15 protein-coding genes are annotated in these 19,142 nt (G+C 72.6%); 10 read left to right on the plus strand and 5 right to left on the minus strand.

The window, feature by feature from the left end; genetic code table 11:
- Positions 1–7 precede the first annotated feature (7 nt).
- Complete coding sequence (locus ACGFMM_RS16845; RefSeq protein WP_393647090.1) at positions 8–2,290, minus strand: FdhF/YdeP family oxidoreductase; 2,283 nt, start codon at positions 2,288–2,290, stop codon at positions 8–10.
- A gap of 141 nt (positions 2,291–2,431) precedes the next feature.
- On the opposite strand from ACGFMM_RS16845, the gene polA reads away from it, so the two are divergent.
- Positions 2,432–5,152: a DNA polymerase I gene (gene polA / locus ACGFMM_RS16850; RefSeq protein ID WP_393647091.1), complete on the plus strand. Its 2,721-nt coding sequence runs from the start codon at positions 2,432–2,434 to the stop codon at positions 5,150–5,152.
- Between the two features lie 56 nt (positions 5,153–5,208).
- On the opposite strand, the gene ACGFMM_RS16855 is transcribed toward polA, so the two are convergent.
- Positions 5,209–6,129 (minus strand): DUF4184 family protein, encoded by a 921-nt coding sequence (locus tag ACGFMM_RS16855; RefSeq protein WP_393647092.1) that lies wholly within the window; start codon positions 6,127–6,129, stop codon positions 5,209–5,211.
- Positions 6,130–6,371: 242 nt separating this feature from the next.
- Here ACGFMM_RS16855 and ACGFMM_RS16860 point away from each other — a divergent pair, with 242 nt between their 5' ends.
- From ACGFMM_RS16860 to ACGFMM_RS16870, 3 genes are all read left to right on the plus strand, one after another.
- A complete protein-coding gene (locus ACGFMM_RS16860; RefSeq protein ID WP_393647093.1) occupies positions 6,372–8,108 on the plus strand; it encodes a lytic murein transglycosylase in 1,737 nt (578 codons plus the stop codon).
- Between the two features lie 161 nt (positions 8,109–8,269).
- Positions 8,270–8,410, plus strand: coding sequence for an SPW_0924 family protein (locus tag ACGFMM_RS16865; RefSeq protein WP_393647094.1), 141 nt, complete (start codon positions 8,270–8,272; stop codon positions 8,408–8,410).
- A 10-nt stretch (positions 8,411–8,420) separates the two neighbouring features.
- Complete coding sequence (locus tag ACGFMM_RS16870) at positions 8,421–9,380, plus strand: DUF3068 domain-containing protein (RefSeq protein ID WP_393647095.1); 960 nt, start codon at positions 8,421–8,423, stop codon at positions 9,378–9,380.
- On the opposite strand, the gene hrpB is transcribed toward ACGFMM_RS16870, so the two are convergent.
- Together hrpB and ACGFMM_RS16880 are read right to left on the minus strand one after the other, a co-directional pair.
- Entirely contained in the window at positions 9,367–11,907 is a 2,541-nt protein-coding gene (hrpB, locus tag ACGFMM_RS16875; RefSeq protein ID WP_393647096.1) for an ATP-dependent helicase HrpB, read from the minus strand. The two genes, ACGFMM_RS16870 and hrpB, sit on opposite strands and share 14 nt — an antisense overlap.
- A gap of 79 nt (positions 11,908–11,986) precedes the next feature.
- Positions 11,987–12,835 carry a class I SAM-dependent methyltransferase gene (locus tag ACGFMM_RS16880; protein ID WP_393647097.1) on the minus strand — a complete coding sequence of 283 codons (849 nt, stop codon included), beginning with the start codon at positions 12,833–12,835 and terminating at the stop codon, positions 11,987–11,989.
- A 348-nt stretch (positions 12,836–13,183) separates the two neighbouring features.
- On the opposite strand from ACGFMM_RS16880, the gene rpsA reads away from it, so the two are divergent.
- The 4 genes from rpsA (at position 13,184) to ACGFMM_RS16900 (ending at position 16,945) form a co-directional block, all read left to right on the plus strand.
- Positions 13,184–14,677 (plus strand): 30S ribosomal protein S1, encoded by a 1,494-nt coding sequence (gene rpsA / locus ACGFMM_RS16885; protein WP_018848670.1) that lies wholly within the window; start codon positions 13,184–13,186, stop codon positions 14,675–14,677.
- 193 nt (positions 14,678–14,870) lie between these two features.
- The gene (locus ACGFMM_RS16890) at positions 14,871–15,809 is read left to right on the plus strand and encodes a PAC2 family protein (RefSeq protein WP_393647098.1); all 939 of its coding nucleotides are present in this window, start codon (positions 14,871–14,873) and stop codon (positions 15,807–15,809) included.
- A 31-nt stretch (positions 15,810–15,840) separates the two neighbouring features.
- Positions 15,841–16,446, plus strand: coding sequence for a dephospho-CoA kinase (gene coaE / locus ACGFMM_RS16895; protein ID WP_393647099.1), 606 nt, complete (start codon positions 15,841–15,843; stop codon positions 16,444–16,446).
- A 130-nt stretch (positions 16,447–16,576) separates the two neighbouring features.
- Positions 16,577–16,945, plus strand: coding sequence for a tetratricopeptide repeat protein (locus ACGFMM_RS16900; protein ID WP_393647100.1), 369 nt, complete (start codon positions 16,577–16,579; stop codon positions 16,943–16,945).
- A 59-nt stretch (positions 16,946–17,004) separates the two neighbouring features.
- Here ACGFMM_RS16900 and ACGFMM_RS16905 read toward each other — a convergent pair whose 3' ends face one another.
- Complete coding sequence (locus ACGFMM_RS16905) at positions 17,005–17,277, minus strand: DUF6343 family protein (RefSeq protein ID WP_393647101.1); 273 nt, start codon at positions 17,275–17,277, stop codon at positions 17,005–17,007.
- A gap of 60 nt (positions 17,278–17,337) precedes the next feature.
- Here ACGFMM_RS16905 and ACGFMM_RS16910 point away from each other — a divergent pair, with 60 nt between their 5' ends.
- Together ACGFMM_RS16910 and ACGFMM_RS16915 are read left to right on the plus strand one after the other, a co-directional pair.
- Positions 17,338–18,504, plus strand: a complete 1,167-nt coding sequence (locus tag ACGFMM_RS16910) for an ADP-ribosylglycohydrolase family protein (RefSeq protein WP_393647270.1) — start codon at positions 17,338–17,340, stop codon at positions 18,502–18,504.
- Positions 18,505–18,611: 107 nt separating this feature from the next.
- Entirely contained in the window at positions 18,612–19,055 is a 444-nt protein-coding gene (locus ACGFMM_RS16915) for a DoxX family protein (RefSeq protein ID WP_393647102.1), read from the plus strand.
- Positions 19,056–19,142 lie beyond the last annotated feature (87 nt).

Here is a 19,142-nt window from a genome sequence, read left to right on the forward strand (position 1 = left end):
CAAACGCTTAGGCGGTCCGTGATTGTTCCAGACGCACGATCACGGACTTGCTGGCGGGGGTGTTGCTGACGTCCGCGGTGGAGTCCAGCGGCACCAGCACATTGGTCTCCGGGTAGTACGCCGCCGCGCAGCCCCGGGCCGTCGGGTAGTGCACCACCCGGAAACCGGGCGCCCGCCGCTCGACGCCGTCCCGCCACTCGCCGACCAGATCCGCGTACGCGCCGTCCTCGAAGCCCAGCTCCGCCGCGTCCTGCGGGTGGACCAGGACGACCCGGCGGCCGCCCTTGATGCCGCGGTAGCGGTCGTCGAGCCCGTAGATCGTGGTGTTGTACTGGTCGTGCGAGCGCAGGGTCTGCAGCAGCAGCCGGCCCTCGGGCACCCTCGGGTACTCGACCGGGGCGGCCGTGAAATTGGCCTTGCCCGTGGCCGTGGGGAAGCGGCGCTCGTCGCGCGGGGCGTGCGGCAGGGCGAAGCCGCCCGGGTTCGCCGCGAGGCGCGCGTTGAAGTCCCCGAAGCCCGGCACCACCCGGGCGATACGGTCCCGGATCGTCGCGTAGTCCTTCTCGAACTCCTCCCACGGCGTCGCCGAGCCCTCGCCGAGCACCGCCCGCGCCAGGCGCGCCACGATCGCCGGCTCGGACAGCAGCTGCGGGCTCGCCGGGGGCAGGTTGCCGCGCGAGGCGTGCACCAGGCCCATGGAGTCCTCGACCGTCACGAACTGCCGGCCGCCCGCCTGCACGTCCCGGTCGGTGCGGCCGAGCGTCGGCAGGATCAGCGCCCGGGCCCCGGTCACCGCGTGCGAGCGGTTCAGCTTCGTCGAGACATGGACGGTGAGCCGGGCGCGGCGCATCGCCGCCTCCGTCACCTCGGTGTCCGGCGTCGCCCCGACGAAGTTGCCGCCCATGGCGAAGAACACCTTCGCCTCGCCGTCGCGCAGCGCCTGGATCGAGCGCACCACGTCGTAGCCGTGGTGCCGCGGCGAGACGATGCCGAACTCCTTGTCCAGCGCGTCGAGGAACGCGGGCGCGGGCCGCTCGAAGATCCCCATCGTGCGGTCGCCCTGCACGTTGGAGTGGCCGCGCACCGGGCAGACGCCCGCGCCGGGCCGGCCGATGTTGCCGCGCAGCAGAAGGAGGTTCACCACCTCGCGGATCGTCGGCACGGAGTGCTTGTGCTGGGTGAGGCCCATGGCCCAGCAGACGATCGTCCGCTCCGAGGCCAGCACCAGCTCCAGCGTCCGCTCGATCTCGGCCCGGGTCAGCCCGGTCGCCGCCAGCGTCTCGTCCCAGTAGGCGGCCCGGGCGGCCGCGGCGAACTCCTCGTAGCCGTGCGTGTGCTCCCGCACGAACGCCTCGTCGACGGCGCCCTCCGTCTCGAGGACCAGCTTGTTGAGCAGCCGGAACAGGGCCTGGTCGCCGCCGATGCGGATCTGCAGGAAGAGATCGGTGAGCGCGGCGCCCTTCAGCATGCCCTGCGCGGTCTGCGGGTTCTTGAACCGCTCCAGACCGGCCTCCGGCAGCGGGTTCACCGAGACGATCTTCGCGCCGGCCGCCTTCGCCTTCTCCAGCGCGGAGAGCATCCGCGGATGGTTCGTCCCCGGGTTCTGCCCCGCCACGATGATCAGGTCCGCGCGGTGCAGGTCCTCCAGGGAGACGCTGCCCTTGCCGACGCCCAGCGTCTCGGTCAGCGCCGAGCCGGAGGACTCGTGGCACATGTTGGAACAGTCCGGCAGGTTGTTGGTGCCGAACTCGCGGGCGAACAGCTGGAGCAGGAACGCGGCCTCGTTGCTGGTGCGGCCCGAGGTGTAGAAGAGCGCCTCGTCCGGAGAGGCGAGGGCGCGCAGCTCCTCCGCGACGATCGCGAAGGCCCGCTCCCAGGTCACCGCCTCGTACCGGTCCGCGCCCTCCGGCAGGTACATCGGCTGGGTGATCCGGCCCTGCTGGCCCAGCCAGTAGCCGCTGCGGTCCGCCAGGTCCGCGAGCGGGTGGGCGGCGAAGAAGTCCGGGGTGACCCGGCGCAGCGTCGCCTCCTCGGCGACCGCCTTCGCCCCGTTCTCGCAGAACTCCGCCACGTGCCGCTTGTCGCCCTCCGGCCAGGCGCAGCCGGGGCAGTCGAAGCCGTCCTTCTGGTTGACCTTGAGCAGGGTCTGCGCGGTGCGGCGCACGCCCATCTGCTGCCGGGAGATCCGCAGGGTGTGCGCGACGGCGGCGAACCCGGCGGCGGCGTGCGGCGGCGGGGTGACCTCCGGCGCGTCCTGGACCGGGTCGCTCGCGGGCGGCTTGCTGACCATCGCGCTCTCCTTCGAGCGGTCGACGTGGACGTACGCCTCCGAACCGGGGCGTACGTCTCCGATCCTGTCACGGACCGCCGACAACGAGGGCCCCGCGGTCGGCAGGCCGGGATTGTCAGCGGTCCGTGGGAGGATCGCTCCGTGGCCGAGACAGCATCGAAGAAGACCCAGAAGACCGAAGAGAACCGCCCGCGCCTGCTCCTCATGGACGGACACTCCCTGGCGTACCGGGCGTTCTTCGCACTGCCCGCGGAGAACTTCACCACCGCGATGGGGCAGCCCACGAACGCGATCTACGGATTCGCCTCGATGCTGGCGAACACGCTCCGCGACGAGGCGCCCACGCACTTCGCGGTGGCGTTCGACGTCTCCCGCAAGACCTGGCGGTCGACGGAGTTCCCCGAGTACAAGGCGAACCGTTCCAAGACCCCCGACGAGTTCAAGGGCCAGGTCGAGCTGATCGGCGAACTCCTCGACGCCATGCGCGCGCCCCGCTTCGCGATCGACGGCTTCGAGGCCGACGACGTCATCGCCACGCTGGCCACGCAGGCCGAGGCGGCGGGCTTCGAGGTCCTGATCGTCACCGGCGACCGCGACTCCTTCCAGCTGATCTCGGACCACGTGACGGTGCTCTACCCGACGAAGGGCGTCTCCGAGCTGACCCGGTTCACCCCGGAGAAGGTCGAGGAGAAGTACGGACTCACCCCGCAGCAGTACCCCGACTTCGCGGCGCTGCGCGGCGACCCGTCGGACAACCTGCCCGGCATCCCCGGCGTCGGCGAGAAGACGGCCGCGAAGTGGATCAACCAGTTCGGCTCCTTCGCGGAGCTGGTCGAGCGGGTCGAGGAGGTCAAGGGCAAGGCCGGGCAGAACCTCCGGGACCACCTGGAGGCCGTCAAGCTCAACCGGGTGCTGACCGAGATGGTCCGCGACGTGGAGCTGCCGAAGACCGTGCAGGACCTGGAGCGCGCCCCGTACGACCGCACGGCCGTCGCCCTGGTCCTGGACACCCTGGAGATCCGCAACCCGTCGCTGCGCGAGCGGCTGCTCGCCGTCGACCCGGGCGCGGCCGACGAGGTCGCCGCCGAGCCGGCCCCCGGTGTGGAGCTGGACTTCACCGTCCTCGGCGCCGGCGAGCTGGCCCCCTGGCTGGCCGAGCACGGCGCCGAGCCGCTGGGCGTCGCCACCGTCGACACCTGGGCCCAGGGCTCCGGCAGCGTCGGCGAGATCGCCCTCGCCTCGGCCGCCGGCGCGGCCGCCTGGTTCGACCCGAGCCGGCTCGACGAGGCAGACGAGCAGGCCTGGGCGGCCTGGATCGCCGACCCCGACCGGCCCAAGGTGCTGCACAACGCCAAGGCCGTGATGCGGGTCTTCCCCGAGCACGGCTGGTCCGTCGCCGGCGTCTCCATGGACACCGCCCTCGCCGCGTACCTGGTCAAGCCCGGCCGCCGCTCCTTCGCACTGGACGCGCTGACGCTCGAGTACCTGGGCCGCGAGCTCGCCCCGGCGGCCGCGGCGGACGGCCAGCTGGCCTTCGGCGCGGACGACGACGCCGAGGCCGAGGCCCTGATGGCGCAGGCCCGGGCGATCCTGGACCTCGGCGCCGCGTTCGAGGAGAAGCTCGGCGAGGTCGGTGCGCGGGAGCTGCTGCACGAGGTCGAGCTGCCCACCTCGGTGCTCCTCGCCCGCCTGGAGCGGCACGGCATCGCCGCCGACCGCGACCATCTGGAGGCGATGGAGCAGCAGTTCGCCGGCGCGGTCCAGCAGGCCGTGAAGGAGGCCCACGCCTCGGTGGGGCACGAGTTCAACCTCGGCTCCCCGAAGCAGCTGCAGGAGGTCTTCTTCGGCGAGCTGAACCTGCCGAAGACCAAGAAGACCAAGACCGGTTACACCACCGACGCGGACGCCCTGGCCTGGCTGGCCACCCAGACCGAGCACGAACTGCCGGTCATCATGCTCCGCCACCGCGAGCAGGCCCGGCTGCGCTCCACCGTCGAGGGCCTGATCAAGACGGTCGCCGCCGACGGCCGGATCCACACCACCTTCAGCCAGACCACCGCCGCCACCGGCCGGCTGTCGTCCACCGACCCCAACCTGCAGAACGTGCCGGTGCGCACGGACGAGGGCCGCGCGATCCGGCACGGCTTCGTGGTCGGCGAGGGCTTCGAGGCCCTGATGACCGCCGACTACAGCCAGATCGAACTGCGCGTCATGGCCCACCTGTCGGAGGACGAGGGCCTGATCGAGGCGTTCAGCTCCGGCGAGGACCTGCACACCACGGTCGCCTCGCAGGTCTTCGGCGTCGAGCGGTCCGCCGTCGACGCCGAGATGCGCCGCAAGATCAAGGCCATGTCGTACGGCCTGGCGTACGGGCTGTCCGCCTTCGGCCTCGCGCAGCAGCTCGGCATCGAGCCGGCCGAGGCCCGCGGGCTGATGGACACGTACTTCGAGCGCTTCGGCGGGGTGCGCGACTATCTGCGCCGGGTCGTCGACGAGGCCCGCGCCACCGGCTACACCGAGACCATGCTCGGCCGCCGCCGCTACCTGCCGGACCTCAACAGCGACAACCGGCAGCGCCGCGAGGCGGCGGAGCGGATGGCGCTCAACGCGCCGATCCAGGGCACGGCCGCCGACATCGTGAAGGTCGCCATGCTGGGCGTCGACCGCGCGCTGGCCGAGGCCGGTCTGGCGTCCCGGATGCTGCTCCAGGTCCACGACGAAATCGTGCTCGAACTGGCCCCGGGCGAGCGGGAGCAGGTCGAGGAGCTGGTCCGCCGCGAGATGTCCGCCGCCGTGGAACTGCGCGCGCCGCTGGACGTCTCCGTGGGCGTCGGCCCCGACTGGGACTCGGCCGCCCACTGACGCCGGACGTCAGCTGGTGCCGGACGTCAGCCGACGCCTGACGCCGACGCCTGACGTCAGCCGCCGTCGCCCGGGCGGGCGGCGGCGGTTGCGGGAGCCGCGTGCGCCGAGGGCGCGACGCTTCCCGTTTCCGTTCCCGTCCCGGTCCCCGTTCCCGGGCCGTCGTCGCCCCGCCGGAGCAGCCGGACTGCCGCCCCGTACAGCACGAGACCGGCGGCCAGGCCGGCACCCGCGCCGAAGCAGGCCGTCGGGATGATGTCCAGCGGGGTGTCGATCCCGCCCCAGTACGCGTACCAGCGCATGCAGCGGTGCACCACGCCCGCCGTCACGCACCCCCCGAGCAGCGCCCAGGCCGCCCACCGGTCGCGGCGGCCGAGCACGGGGACGCCGCCCGTCGCGCGGGGCGCGCGGCGCAGTCCGGTGGCGGTGAACCACACCAGCACCGCGAGCGCCACCGCCGAACCCCCGTACTGCAGATACGTGTAGACGGGGAAGCCGGCCACGATGTCGCCGAGGACCGGGATCGCCCGGGTGCCCCAGCGGTCCAGATGCGTGAACGAGTCCCACACCACGTGCGTCGTCGCGCCGATCACCGCCGAGACGACGAACCACGCCGCCGGCCGCAGCGCCCCGGCGCCGCCGCGCGGTCGCGGCCGAGGCCGCGCGGCACCGCGGACGAAGCCCAGCACCCGCCCGCGCCACCGCTCCGGCAGCAGCGCCACCAGCGGTTCACGGACCATCAGCCACAGGCCCACGAGCGCCGCCGTGATCGCCACGTCGACCGTCAGCACGCCCCACAGCGCGTGGGTGACGTCGCCGAACGGCATCGCCTCCGGGACCACGCTCGCCGCGTAGTAGGTCATGTCGGGCGCGAACGAACCCGCCACCAGCGCCGACGGCAGCAGCGGTCCGCGGCCCGAGCCGTCCCGCCGGATCCCCGGCAGCACGGCGGCGGCATGGCTGAGCGTGAACGGCATGTGCGGGTCCCCCTCGTGTCCCCTCCGGGCGTTCCGGGAGGCGACGCCCAGTATGCGCGAGCAGTAGGCGCGAGGACCGACTTCGTACAGGCGAACACGGACTCCGAACAACGGACATGAGCATCGTGACGAAAGCGTGAAAAGCGGTCAGGTGCCGGTGTTCCGCCCCTCGGAGTTGCCGTAGGGTCGCCTGAGGTCTGCGCGCGGGGAGCGCGAGTCGACAGGGGAGGGGACCCATACCTATGGCAGCGCAATTCGGCCGCCGGCTCCGCAAGGGCGCCACGACGACGGCGATCGCTGCCGCCGCTGTGGCCGCACTCTCCGCCTCGCAGGGCCCCGGGGCGATTCCGCCGCCCGCCGACACCGCGAGCGGGGACACCTCCCTCGGCTCCGGCGACGGCAGCACCCCGCCGGACGGCTCCGCCACCGGCGACTCGCCGTACTACACCGACCTGCCCCCGCTGAACACGCCGAACAAGCCCGGCACTTCCATAGACCTGCCGATCATCACCGGCCCCGCCGAGGCGGGCATACCCGCGACCGTGCTCGCCGCCTACAAGCGGGCCGAGGTCGCGCTGCAGGCGAGCGACCCCGGCTGCCACATCCCCTGGCAGCTCCTCGCCGGCATAGGCAAGGTCGAGTCCGGGCAGGCGCGCGGCGGCCGGGTGGACGCCAACGGCACGACCCTGTCGCCGATCCTGGGTCCCGTCCTCAACGGCGTCGGCTTCGCGAACATCAGCGACACCGACGACGGCGCGTACGACGGCGACACCACGCACGACCGGGCCGTCGGCCCGATGCAGTTCATCCCCTCCACCTGGGCGACCTGGGGCCGGGACGCCAACGGCGACGGCCGCAAGGACCCGAACAACATCTACGACGCCGCCCAGGCCGCCGCGCTCTACCTCTGCGCCGCCGACCGCGACCTCGCGGTGAAGGCCGACCTCGACAAGGCGATCCTCAGCTACAACCGCTCGACCGAGTACCTGCACACGGTGCTCTCCTGGTTCGAGTACTACAAGCGCGGCTCCCACCAGGTCCCGGACGGCACGGGCGTACTGCCCGGCGACCGCAGCGACACCCCGCGTACGCAGCTCCCGACGCCGCCGCGGACCCCGGCCCCGACGCCCACCCCGACGCCCCCGGCGACCCCGAAGCCGCCCGCGCCGAAGCGGAAGCCCACGCCGCCCGCCACCCCGAAGCCGACGCCCACGCCGTCGGTGGTGCGCATCAAGGACAACGGCACCGGGACGCTGACCGCGACCGCCGGCACGCTCTTCGCCGAGCGCCCCGCCGTCGCCGCCGTCGACTCCGCGGGCAAGCCGGTCGCCGGCGTGGCCCTGACGTTCGAGCTCGTCGGCGACACGGACGCCCGCTTCACCGGCGGCGCGGCCTCGGCGACCGTGACCACCGCGTCGAACGGCGTCGCCGTCGCGCCCGTCCTGCGGGCCGGCGAGAAGACCGGCACGTTCACCGTCAAGGTCACCGTCGCCGGCCGCACCCTGGCCGCCGTCCAGTACGAGGCGACCGTCACCGCCCGCACCGCCGACACGCTCGCCCGCACCGACGACAAGGCGCTCACCGCCGTCACCGGCACCGAGTTCGCCGACCCCCTCCAGGTCAAGGCCACCCTCGACGGCGCGGCCGCCTCCGGCGTCGCCCTCACCGCCACCCTGATCACCTCGGCCGAGGACCCGAAGACCAACGACCGCGGCCCGTACTTCAAGGACGCCGAGGACAAGCCGGTCCGCACCCTCACCGGTCTGAAGACCGACGCGAACGGCCTGCTCACGCTGCCCAAGCTCTACGCGGACGACCAGACCGGCACCTTCCTGATCCGGCTGACCACGCCCGGCGGCGGCACCCTGACCGTCGAACTCCGGGTCACCGCCCCGACGCCGACACCTCCCACCGAGACGCCGACCGACACCCCGTCGGAGAGCCCGTCCCCGACCCCGCCGGCCACTCCCGCCCCCTGACCGGGGCTCCTCGTTCCGCTCCTCGTTCCACCTCCCGTTTCTCTCGCGCCCCTCCGTCCGCACCGGACGGAGGGGCGCTTGCTGTTCTCATCTCGCGGCTGCGTTGCTACGGTGCCCCAGCCCACCTGACGCCGCATCAGATCGAGCACCGGGAGGCCGACTTGCGCGCCCTCGCAGCCGCCGCCATCGGACTGGCCCCTGTCCTCCTCTTCGTGCTGCTCGTCGCCGTCGTCGAGCTGCCACCCGAGGGCCCCACCTCGCCCAGACCCCTGCTCACCGCCGACCCCGGCCCCAAGAAGTAGGGGAGCCCCCATGCGCCGCCGCGCCAGCCTCGTCCTCCTCGCCCTCGCCGTCTTCTTCGTCGCGATGGCCCCCACCCTGCGCTGGTACGCCTTCCCGAAGCTCGCCAAGATCCCCTCGAACCAGTACCAGGAGATGGTCCTGGAGGCGAAGCCAGCGACCCTGCTCAACTACTCCACGCTCAAGGCCGAGCAGGTCGAGAAGATCACCGTCGTGCAGACCCTCAAGGGCAACGTGGCGGAGTCACAGCGGATCGAGCGCGACGCCGGCCGCGACGTCGTCGTCTGGGACGCGCTCTCCCACGTGATGGGCCCGGACGGGAAGATGGTCTCCCAGATCCCCGAGCGGTACATCTTCGACGCCCACACCCAGGACCCCGTCAACGCCACCGGCGAGATGGTCGACGGAGACCCCGTGCGCCGCCAGGGCATCGAGTTCAAGTTCCCCTTCCTCACCGAGAAGCGGGACTACCAGTACTTCGACGCCCAGGCCCGCACCTCCGCCCCCATCCACTACAAGGGCACCCGCGACTTCCGCGGCCTGGAGGTCTACTACTTCGAGCAGACCATCCCCTGGACCAAGGTCCCGATGCCGAAGAAGATGCCGGTCAAGGGCATCACCCCGGAGCTCGTCGAGAGCACCGGCATGACCCGCTGGTACACCACGAAGCGGATGTTCTGGGTCGAGCCCGTCACCGGAGCCCCCGTCAACGGCGAGGAGATCCACACGGAGGAGATGCGCAACGCCGACAAGCTGATGGGCAAGCCCAAGGTGACCGCCTTCTCCGGACATGTGAAGATCCGCGAGGACTATCTCGACGCCACCGTGGAGCTGGTGAAGTCCAACCGACTGATGGTGCTCATGCTCGTCTCCTATCTGCCGTGGAGCTTCACCGTCCTGGCGCTGCTCCTGTTCGCCCTGGCCCTCTGGCTGGAGGCCAGAAGCCGCCGACCCGCCGTCACTCCCTCCTGAGCCGCGCGTTGGTGTACCGGGTCGCCGTGGCCGTCGCCGGGTCCTGTGGCCACGGGTGCTTCGGATAGCGCCCGCGCAGCTCCGCCCGCACCGCGCGGTACCCGTCCTTCCAGAACGACGCCAGGTCCGACGTCACCGCCGCCGGCCGCCCGGCGGGGGAGAGCAGGTGCACCAGCACCGGCACCCCCGCCACCCGCGGTGTCTCCTCCAGCCCGAACAGCTCCTGCAGCTTCACCGCCAGCACCGGCCGCTCGCCCGCGTAGTCCACCCGTATCCGCGAGCCGCTCGGCACCTCGATCCGCTCCGGTGCCAGCTCGTCCAGCCGGGTCGCCTCGCCCGACGCCCACGGCAGCAGCCGCCGCAGCGCCTCGCCCGCCGCTATCCGCCCCAGGTCCGCCCGCCGCCGGGCCCGCGACAGCTCCGGCTCCAGCCAGTCGTCCACCCGCGCCAGCAGCGCCGCGTCCGACACGTCCGGCCACGCCCCGCCGACCTCCCGGTGCAGGAACGCCAGCCGCTGCCGCAGCTCCGTCGCCTCCCGGCTCCAGGCGAGCAGGCCCAGCCCCTCACGCTCCAGCCCCTCCAGCAGCGCCCGACGGACGAGCCCGGCATCGGCGTCCGCCCGCAGCGGCCGCACCGTCAGCTCCACGGCCCCCAGCCGCTCCACGGACCGGGCGACCACGTCGCCGTCCTCCCAGTGCACCTCCTCGCCCGACGTCAGCAGCCGGCCCGCCGCCGCCCTCGCCGCGGCCTCGTCGAGCACCGCCGCCAGCCGCACCCGCGCGGTCGTGCTCCGCGCGGTCCGGTCCGCCACCGCCACCGCCAGCCACGGGGCGTCCCGCAGCCGCGACCCCTCGGTCGGCTCCGCCGCCCCACCGGACACCATCAGATACCCGCCCTGCTCCCGGCGAGCCGCCACCCGCTCCGGGAACGCCAGCGCCGTCACCAGCCCGGCCGCCTCGTCGTCGCCGACGATCCGCCGCGTACCGGCCCCTCCGCCCGCCTCGCCCAGCGCCCGCTCCAGCCGCCGCGCCTCCGCCTTCCAGCGCGCGCCGTACCCGTCGCCGCCCCGACGCGCCTCCCGCCAGGCCGCCACCATGTCGTCCCCGTACTCCCGCGGCGGCTCCTCGCTCAGCAGCGCCACCACCTCGGCCGCCCGCCGCGCCCCGACCTCGGGAGCGCTGTCGAGCAGGGCCCGGCCCAGGCGGGGATGCAGGCCGAGCCGCGACATCCGCACGCCCCGCTCCGTGGCCCTCCCCTCCCCGTCCACCGCACCGATCGCCGACAGCACGGACCGCGCCGCCGCCAGCGCCCCCGCCGGAGGCGCGTCCAGAAGCGCCAGCCCCGCGGCCGCCGGTTCACCCCAGCAGGCCGCTCGCAGCGCGAAGTCCGCCAGATCGGCAACCTTGATCTCGGGGGAGGGGAAGCGGGCCCGGGCGCCGTCCTGCGCCTCCGCCCAGCACCGGTACACCACCCCGGGCGCCTCACGCCCCGAACGGCCGGCCCGCTGTGTCGCCCCCGCGACCGACACCGACACCGTCGCCAGCGAGCCCAGCCCCCGCGCGTGGTCCATGCGCGGCTCCCGGGCGAGCCCGGAGTCCACCACGATCCGTACCCCCGGCACCGTCAGGCTGGACTCGGCCACCGACGTCGACAGCACCACCCGCCGCCGCCCACCCGGCTCGGAGCCCCGCAGCACCGCGTCCTGCACCGCGGCGGGCGCGCGCCCGTGCAGCTGGAGCACCTCCGCGTCCAGGTCCGCGAGCAGCCCCGCCGTCCGCGCGATCTCGCCCGTACCCGGCAGGAAACAGAGCACGTCCCCCCGGTACTGCTCCATCGCCAGCCGCACCGTCGCCGCCACATGCCGCAGCAGCGCCGGATCCACCCATGTGCCGTGCGCCGGCCGGATCCCGGCGGGCGGCGCGGCGAACCGCACCCCGTAGCCGTGCCCCTCGCCCTTCGCCCACACGATCGGCGCCGGCCCGCTGCCGTCCAGCACCGTCAGCAGCTGCGCCCACGCCTCCGCGTCGCTCGTCGCCGAGGCCGCGATCAGCTTCAGCTCCGGCCGCAGCGTCGCCCGCACGTCCACCAGGAAGGCCATCGCGGTGTCCGCGTCCAGATGCCGCTCGTGGCACTCGTCGAGCAGCACCACGTCCACGCCCGACAGCTCCGGATCGCGCTGCAGCCGCTGCAGCAGGACGCCCGTGGTCACCACCTCGACCCGCGTCGCCGGACCGGCCCGCCGCTCGCCGCGCACCGAGAAACCGACCGCCTCGCCGACCTCCTGGCCCAGCAGCCAGGCCATCCGCCGCGCCGCCGCCCGCACCGCCATCCGGCGCGGCTCGGCGACCAGCACCCGCCGCGCCGGGCCGTCCCCTATGAACCCGGAGAGCGCCAGGGGCACCAGCGTGGTCTTGCCGGTGCCGGGAGGCGCGTACAGCACCGCCGTGCCGCGCTCCTCGAGCGCGCCCAGCAGCTCGGGGACGGCATGACGGACGGGAAGACGGTCGAGTGCGTCGTTTCGGATCACGCACTCAGTCTCGTACGTCGCGCGAGGGCCCGGCTCCGTCCGTCCACAGCCCCGCACTGTTCATACGACTAGCTGTCGGCTAGCTGTCGATCGAGGGGCCGTCCATCCGCTCGCACACGAAGATCGCCGTCCCCGGGATCAGATTCCCCCGCAGTGGAGACCAGCCGCCCCACTCCTGACTGTTCCACTCCGGCCACTCCGGCTCGACCAGGTCCACCAGCCGGAATCCGCCGGCCACCACGTCCCGCACCCGGTCACCGATCGTCCGGTGGTGCTCGACGTACACCGCGCGCCCCGACTCGTCCTGCTCCACGTACGGCGTGCGGTCGAAGTACGAGGCGGCGATGCTCAGGCCCTCCGGCCCCGGCTCGTCGGGGAACGCCCAGCGGATCGGGTGCGTCACCGAGAACACCCAGCGACCGCCCGGCCGCAGCACCCGGCGCACCTCGCGGAACACCCGCACCGGGTCCGCGACGAACGGCACCGCGCCGTACGCCGAGCACGCCAGGTCGAAGGAGCCGTCCCGGAACGGCAGCGCCCCCGCGTCCGCCTCCACGAGCCGGACCGCCGGCACGTCGCTGCCGCCGATCCGCAGCGCGTGCTGCAGCTGCCGGTGCGAGAGGTCCAGGGCCACCGGGCGGGCGCCCTGCGCCGCCAGCCAGCGCGAGCACTGCGCCGCGCCCGCGCCGATCTCCAGGACGTCCAGTCCCTTCAGCGACCCGGCCGGGCCCAGCAGCCCGGCCTCCGCCTCGTCGAGGCCCTCAGGTCCCCAGACGAACCGGTCGTCGCCGAGGAACGCTCCGTGCTCGCTCTGGTACTCGTCCGCGTTCCGGTCCCACCAGCCGCGGCTCGCGCGGCTGCTCTCCGCATCCCCCGCGTCACGGCGGGTCGCGTCCGCGTCCTCGTACGGTCCGTGCTCTTGGTTCATCTCGCCCGTCGTTGTAGTTTGCGCTTCAGTGCCGGCGGCGCCGGCTCCTGCGGCCGTATGGCCTGGGGAGTCATGAGTTGTGCCGGGTATGGGGTGAACTGCCCCGGCTGCGCGCTTCGCGCATTGACCGTGTCCGGCTGCCCCCGTATGCTAAAGGTTGCGCTGCGGGCCTGCGCGCCTCAGACGGAGCAGGCCGCGCTCGCAACTGTTGCAGTCCCCTCGGTTTTCGAGGCGCCCCCCGGTTGCCGGGAAGGCGCTTCCTTGGCTGTCTGGCTTCTTCAGTGCGATACGGGCTCTCGGCGTAGCAGTACCTACGACTTTCTGTCCGTAACCGGAGCCCTTTCCCACATGACGAGCAGCACCGAGACCACCGCCACCACCCCGCAGGTTGCGGTCAACGACATCGGTAACGAGGAAGCCTTCCTCGCCGCGATCGACGAGACGATCAAGTACTTCAACGACGGCGACATCGTCGACGGCGTCATCGTGAAGGTCGACCGGGACGAGGTCCTGCTCGACATCGGTTACAAGACCGAAGGTGTCATCCCGAGCCGCGAGCTCTCGATCAAGCACGACGTCGACCCGAACGAGGTCGTCAAGGTCGGCGACGAGATCGAGGCCCTGGTTCTCCAGAAGGAGGACAAGGAAGGCCGCCTGATCCTCTCGAAGAAGCGCGCCCAGTACGAGCGCGCCTGGGGCACCATCGAGAAGATCAAGGAAGAGGACGGCATCGTCACCGGTACCGTCATCGAGGTCGTCAAGGGTGGTCTCATCCTCGACATCGGCCTCCGCGGCTTCCTCCCGGCCTCCCTGGTCGAGATGCGCCGTGTCCGCGACCTCCAGCCCTACGTGGGCAAGGAGCTCGAGGCGAAGATCATCGAGCTGGACAAGAACCGCAACAACGTGGTCCTGTCCCGCCGTGCCTGGCTCGAGCAGACCCAGTCCGAGGTCCGCCAGACGTTCCTCACCACCCTGCAGAAGGGTCAGGTCCGCTCCGGCGTCGTCTCCTCGATCGTCAACTTCGGTGCCTTCGTGGACCTGGGCGGCGTCGACGGTCTCGTCCACGTCTCCGAGCTGTCCTGGAAGCACATCGACCACCCGTCCGAGGTCGTCGAGGTCGGCCAGGAGGTCACCGTCGAGGTTCTCGACGTGGACATGGACCGCGAGCGCGTCTCCCTGTCGCTGAAGGCGACCCAGGAGGACCCGTGGCAGCAGTTCGCCCGGACCCACCAGATCGGTCAGGTCGTCCCGGGTAAGGTCACCAAGCTGGTTCCGTTCGGTGCGTTCGTCCGCGTGGACGAGGGCATCGAGGGTCTGGTCCACATCTCCGAGCTGGCCGAGCGCCACGTGGAGATCCCGGAGCAGGTCGTCCAGGTCAACGACGAGATCTTCGTCAAGGTCATCGACATCGACCTCGAGCGTCGCCGGATCTCGCTGTCCCTGAAGCAGGCCAACGAGTCCTTCGGTGCCGACCCGGCGTCGGTCGAGTTCGACCCGACCCTGTACGGCATGGCCGCGTCCTACGACGACCAGGGCAACTACATCTACCCCGAGGGCTTCGACCCCGAGACCAACGACTGGCTCGAGGGCTACGAGACCCAGCGCGAGGCCTGGGAGACCCAGTACGCCGAGGCGCAGCAGCGCTTCGAGCAGCACCAGGCCCAGGTCATCAAGTCCCGCGAGGCCGACGAGGCCGCTGCTGCCGAGGGTGGCGCCGCCGCTCCGGCCGCCGCGCCGACCGGCGGCTCCTACTCCTCGGAGTCGGACGACAACTCCGGCGCCCTGGCGTCGGACGAGGCCCTCGCCGCGCTGCGCGAGAAGCTGGCCGGCGGCCAGAGCTGAACAGGCTCTGCGCTAGCAGCCAGTAGCTAGCCGCTCGTACAGAGGCCCGTCCCCCGGTTCGTCCGGGGGGCGGGCCTCTGTCGTGTCCCGGGATCCGAGCCCGCTGCGGCCGACCTGGCGAAACCACGCCACGGGGGAATGCACCGCCTGTGACCGGCGTTGGCACATACGGACACGAGGAGGAGCGGTAATCGTGCTTGATCCCCAGGATTTGTACGCGTGGGACCCGAAGGGCCTGGCCGTGGTCGACGTGGCGCTGGCGCAGGAGTCGGCCGGACTGGTCATGCTCTACCACTTCGACGGATACATCGACGCGGGCGAGACGGGCGAGCAGATCGTCGACCGCATCCTCGACACCCTGCCGCACCAGGTCGTGGCCCGTTTCGACCACGACCGGCTCGTCGACTACCGGGCCCGCCGGCCCCTGCTGACCTTCCGCCGCGACCGCTGGACCGACTACGAGACCCCGGCCATCGAGGTCCGCCTCGTCCAGGACGCCACGGGCGCGCCGTTCCTGCTGCTCTCCGGCCCCGAGCCGGACGTCGAATGGGAGCGCTTCGCGCTCGCCGTCCGCCAGGTCGTCGAGCGGCTCGGCGTCCGGCTCTCGGTGAACTTCCACGGCATCCCCATGGGCGTGCCGCACACCCGCCCGGTCGGCCTCACCCCGCACGGCAACCGCACCGACCTGATGCCCGGCCACCGCAGCCCCTTCGACGAGGCCCAGGTCCCGGGCAGCGCCGAGTCCCTGCTCGAGTTCCGGCTCATGGAGTCCGGTCACGACACTCTCGGCGTCGCCGCCCACGTCCCGCACTACGTGGCGCGCTCGCCGTACCCGGACGCCGCGCTGACCGCGCTCGAGGCGATCACCGCCGCCACCGGGCTCGTCCTGCCCGGCGTGGCGCACGCCCTGCGCACCGAGGCACAGCGCACCCAGACCGAGATCGAGCGCCAGATCGGCGAGGGCGACGAGGAGCTGACCACCCTGGTCCAGGGCCTTGAGCACCAGTACGACGCCATGGCCGGCGCCGAGAGCCGTGGCAGCCTGGTCGCCGAGCCCGTCGACCTGCCCTCCGCGGACGAGCTCGGCCGCGAGTTCGAACGCTTCCTCGCGGAGCGGGAGGGCGAGGCGTAGGGCCCGCAAGCCCACGGCTAAGCTGCCGCTCATGCTGAAGGTGGGCCTGACCGGTGGAATCGGTGCCGGCAAGAGCGAAGTGTCGCGGCTGTTCGTCTCGTACGGCGCCGTGCTCATCGACGCCGACAAGATCGCCCGTGAGGTCGTCGAGCCCGGCACTCCCGGGCTCGCCGCCATCGTCGAGGAGTTCGGCGCCGACGTCCTCACCCCCGAGGGGGCCCTGGACCGACCCAGGCTCGGCTCGCTGGTCTTCGCCGACGCCGACCGGCTCGCAGCCCTCAACGCCATCGTCCACCCCCTGGTCGGAGCCCGGTCCGCCGAACTCGAGCAGCTCGCCGGCCCCGGCGACGTGGTGATCCACGACGTGCCGCTGCTCACCGAGAACGGGCTCGCCCCGCTGTACGACCTCGTGGTCGTCGTGGACGCGGCCCCCGAGACCCAGCTCGACCGGCTGGTCCGGCTCCGGGGCATGGACGAGACCGAGGCCCGCAACCGGATGGCCGCCCAGGCCGGCCGCGAGCAGCGCCGCGCCGTCGCCGATCTGGTCATCGACAACGACGGTCCCCTGGAGGCGCTGGAACCCCAGGTCCGCAAGGTCTGGGAGCAGTTGCGCGAGCGGGCCGCGGAAAGCCGCTAGCACCGGACGGATCCTGTCGCGCCCGGCTGGGTAGGGATCCACCGGGCCGGCGGGCCCGCGCGGCGTACGGCGTACGGAATACCGTTCTCCGGCCCGGCGTTGCACCACCGGAGCGAGGGAAGGATCCAGTGTGGCCGAGCAGACCCCGGAGACCCACGTCATCGCCTTCCGTGCGGCCGAGCAGCTGCTCGACGCCCGGGATCCGCGCGGTGCCATCAAGCTGCTCGATTCCGTGATCGCCGCCCATCCCGAGAGCGGCGCGGCGCGCCTGCTGCGGGCCCGCGCCTACTTCGCCTCCGCGCAACTACGGGCGGCGGAGCGCGAGTTCCAGTACATCGTGGACCAGGAGCCGGACAACGCGTTCGCGCACTTCGCGCTCGCCCGCACCTTCCAGCGGGCCGGGCGGTCCGAGCAGGCCACCCGGCACTTCCGGCTGGCCGCCGCGCTCGACCCCAAGCCCGAGTACCTGGAGGCCGCGGGCTTCGACGCGGCGGAGTGAGCGCCCACGGCGCTTAGCCCACCGGTCGCCCTCGGCCGCTGCTGCACCCCCAGTGCCCCTCACCGTCGTCCGTCGCCGCCGTGGTCCGGCTCGTACGGGGGGATGTCGCGGCCCGGCTGGTAGTGCGGGCCCTGCCGCAGATGCCGCGTGATCATCGCCAGGTCCACGCAGACCACCAGGAGCAGCACCCCGCAGGCCGCGGCCCAGCCGGGGCGGTCGAGCAGCGCGAACACGACGGTGCCGAAGGCCGCCCAGATCAGACCCCATAGACTCAGCAGCAGCCGCATCCGCAGAGGACTGCGCGCGGTCGACGGCTCATTCCCGGTACGCATGATGCTCGCCTCTCCTACTGGAGTTGTACCCGCGCCGTCGTGGTTCACCGATACGGATCGATGTGGGGGCGGAACGTGGGCGGTACGGCGACCGGGGACCGGACGGACTGGCAGCGGACCGCGGTGCGCCGCTCCCGGGTGCGCGGCTGTCTGCTGGGTGGTGCGATCGGTGACGCGCTCGGCAACCCGATCGAGTTCCTGTCCCTGGACGGCATCCGCCGCACGTACGGGGAGCAGGGCGTCACCGGCATGGTGCCCGATGCGGAGGGCGTGACCGGCCGGGTCACCGACGATACGCAGATGACGCTGTTCACCGCCGAGGGCTTGATCCGGGCGCACGCCCGCGCCACCTCCAAGGGCATCGGCGGCGCGGGGACCGCCTGCGTCCAGCGCGCGTACCGGCGGTGGCTCGACACCCAGAACTATCCCGCCCCGCCGGCCCGCGGCGGCGACGACACCGTCCGCACCGGCTGGCTGCGCACCCAGCCCTGGCTGTATGCGCGCCGGGCGCCCGGCAACGCCTGCCTGACCGGGCTCGCCGTAGGCCACGTCCCCGACCCCTTCGGCCCGCCGGGGGAGCCCGGTCCGGTGAACCCGCAGTCCAAGGGCTGCGGCACGGTCATGCGCTCCGCGCCCTTCGGACTGACCGGCGCGCGCCCGGACCGGATGTTCACCCTGGCCGCCGCGGCCTCCCGGATCACCCACGGTCACCCCACCGCCTCCCTGTCCGCCGGCGCCTTCGCCGCGATCGTTGGCTATCTGCTGCAGGGCGAGTCCGGGCCGGCGGCGGTGCTGCGGGCCATGGACGTGCTGCGGCGGCACGCCGGGCACGAGGAGACCACCGCGGCGCTCCGCAACGCCGTCGACCTGGCGGGCGAGCGCGGCAGGCCGAGCGCGGAGCGCGTGGAGTCGCTGGGCGCGGCCTGGATCGCCGAGGAGGCGCTGGCCATTGCCGTGTACTGCTTCCTCGCACGGACCGACTCGGTCGCGGAGGCGCTGCTGCTCTCGGTCAACCACTCCGGCGACAGCGACTCGACCGGCTCGCTCTGCGGAAACCTGCTCGGCGCGGCGTACGGGGACGTCCAACTGCCGGTCGAGTGGCTGATGCTGACGGAGGGGCGGACGGTGATCGCCGAACTCGCCGACGACTTCAGCCTGCAGTTCGAACACGGAGAGGTCGCGCACGGGGTTCCGGTCCATTCCTTCGACCGCTACCCGGGAAACTGACGCTCTGCGGAAATCCGGGAAAGTGCCTCCAGGAGCGATGAGTTCGGGCGGCCGGTCCTGTCTATCTCTGTGAAAAGCGCTCGAGACGCCAACACGAGGAGCCCACGATGACCGCCCTGTCCCCCGAGACCACCACCTCCGCCACCACCACCTCCGCGAAGCGCCTCGGTCGTAAGGCCGACATCGCGGTCCGCGTCCTTCAGTGGGTCCTCGCCCTGTTCTTCGCGATCCCGAGCGCCGGGCCCAAGCTGGTCGGCCACTGGTCGGCTGCGGAGGGCTTCGACACGATCGGCTGGGGCGACTGGTTCATGTACACGGTCGGCGGCCTGGAGCTGGCCGGGGCGATCGCCCTGGTGATCCCCGTGCTGTCCGGTGCGGCGGCGACGGCACTGATCGGCCTGATGGCCGGCGCGTTCGTGTTCACCCTGACCTTCTTCGACGGGCAGAACGCGGCCACCCCGGTGATCTTCGCGGTGCTGCTGGCCGTGGTCGCCTGGACCCGCCGCGACCAGAACGCCCGCCTGTTCGCGCTGCTGTCGCGCCGCGGCTGAAGAGACGGGCCGGCGGCATCCGGCGGGACACGACGACGGGGGGGGGGCCCCCGGCGGCGGCGGGGGGGGGGGGGGGGCCGGGCTGGG

It is taken from the genome of Streptomyces sp. NPDC048604 (assembly GCF_043199435.1).
In the GTDB taxonomy this organism is placed as follows: domain Bacteria; phylum Actinomycetota; class Actinomycetes; order Streptomycetales; family Streptomycetaceae; genus Streptomyces.

Bases quoted from the DNA above. Each gene is read 5' to 3' on its own strand.
- ACGFMM_RS16845 (WP_393647090.1), bottom strand. From the start codon at position 2,290: ATGGTCAGCAAGCCGCCCGCGAGCGACCCGGTCCAGGACGCGCCGGAG.
- ACGFMM_RS16855 (WP_393647092.1), bottom strand. From the start codon at position 6,129: ATGCCGTTCACGCTCAGCCATGCCGCCGCCGTGCTGCCGGGGATCCGG.
- ACGFMM_RS16860 (WP_393647093.1), top strand. From the start codon at position 6,372: ATGGCAGCGCAATTCGGCCGCCGGCTCCGCAAGGGCGCCACGACGACG.
- ACGFMM_RS16870 (WP_393647095.1), top strand. From the start codon at position 8,421: ATGCGCCGCCGCGCCAGCCTCGTCCTCCTCGCCCTCGCCGTCTTCTTC.
- ACGFMM_RS16880 (WP_393647097.1), bottom strand. From the start codon at position 12,835: ATGAACCAAGAGCACGGACCGTACGAGGACGCGGACGCGACCCGCCGT.
- rpsA (WP_018848670.1), top strand. From the start codon at position 13,184: ATGACGAGCAGCACCGAGACCACCGCCACCACCCCGCAGGTTGCGGTC.
- coaE (WP_393647099.1), top strand. From the start codon at position 15,841: ATGCTGAAGGTGGGCCTGACCGGTGGAATCGGTGCCGGCAAGAGCGAA.
- ACGFMM_RS16905 (WP_393647101.1), bottom strand. From the start codon at position 17,277: ATGCGTACCGGGAATGAGCCGTCGACCGCGCGCAGTCCTCTGCGGATG.
- ACGFMM_RS16910 (WP_393647270.1), top strand. From the start codon at position 17,338: ATGTGGGGGCGGAACGTGGGCGGTACGGCGACCGGGGACCGGACGGAC.
- ACGFMM_RS16915 (WP_393647102.1), top strand. From the start codon at position 18,612: ATGACCGCCCTGTCCCCCGAGACCACCACCTCCGCCACCACCACCTCC.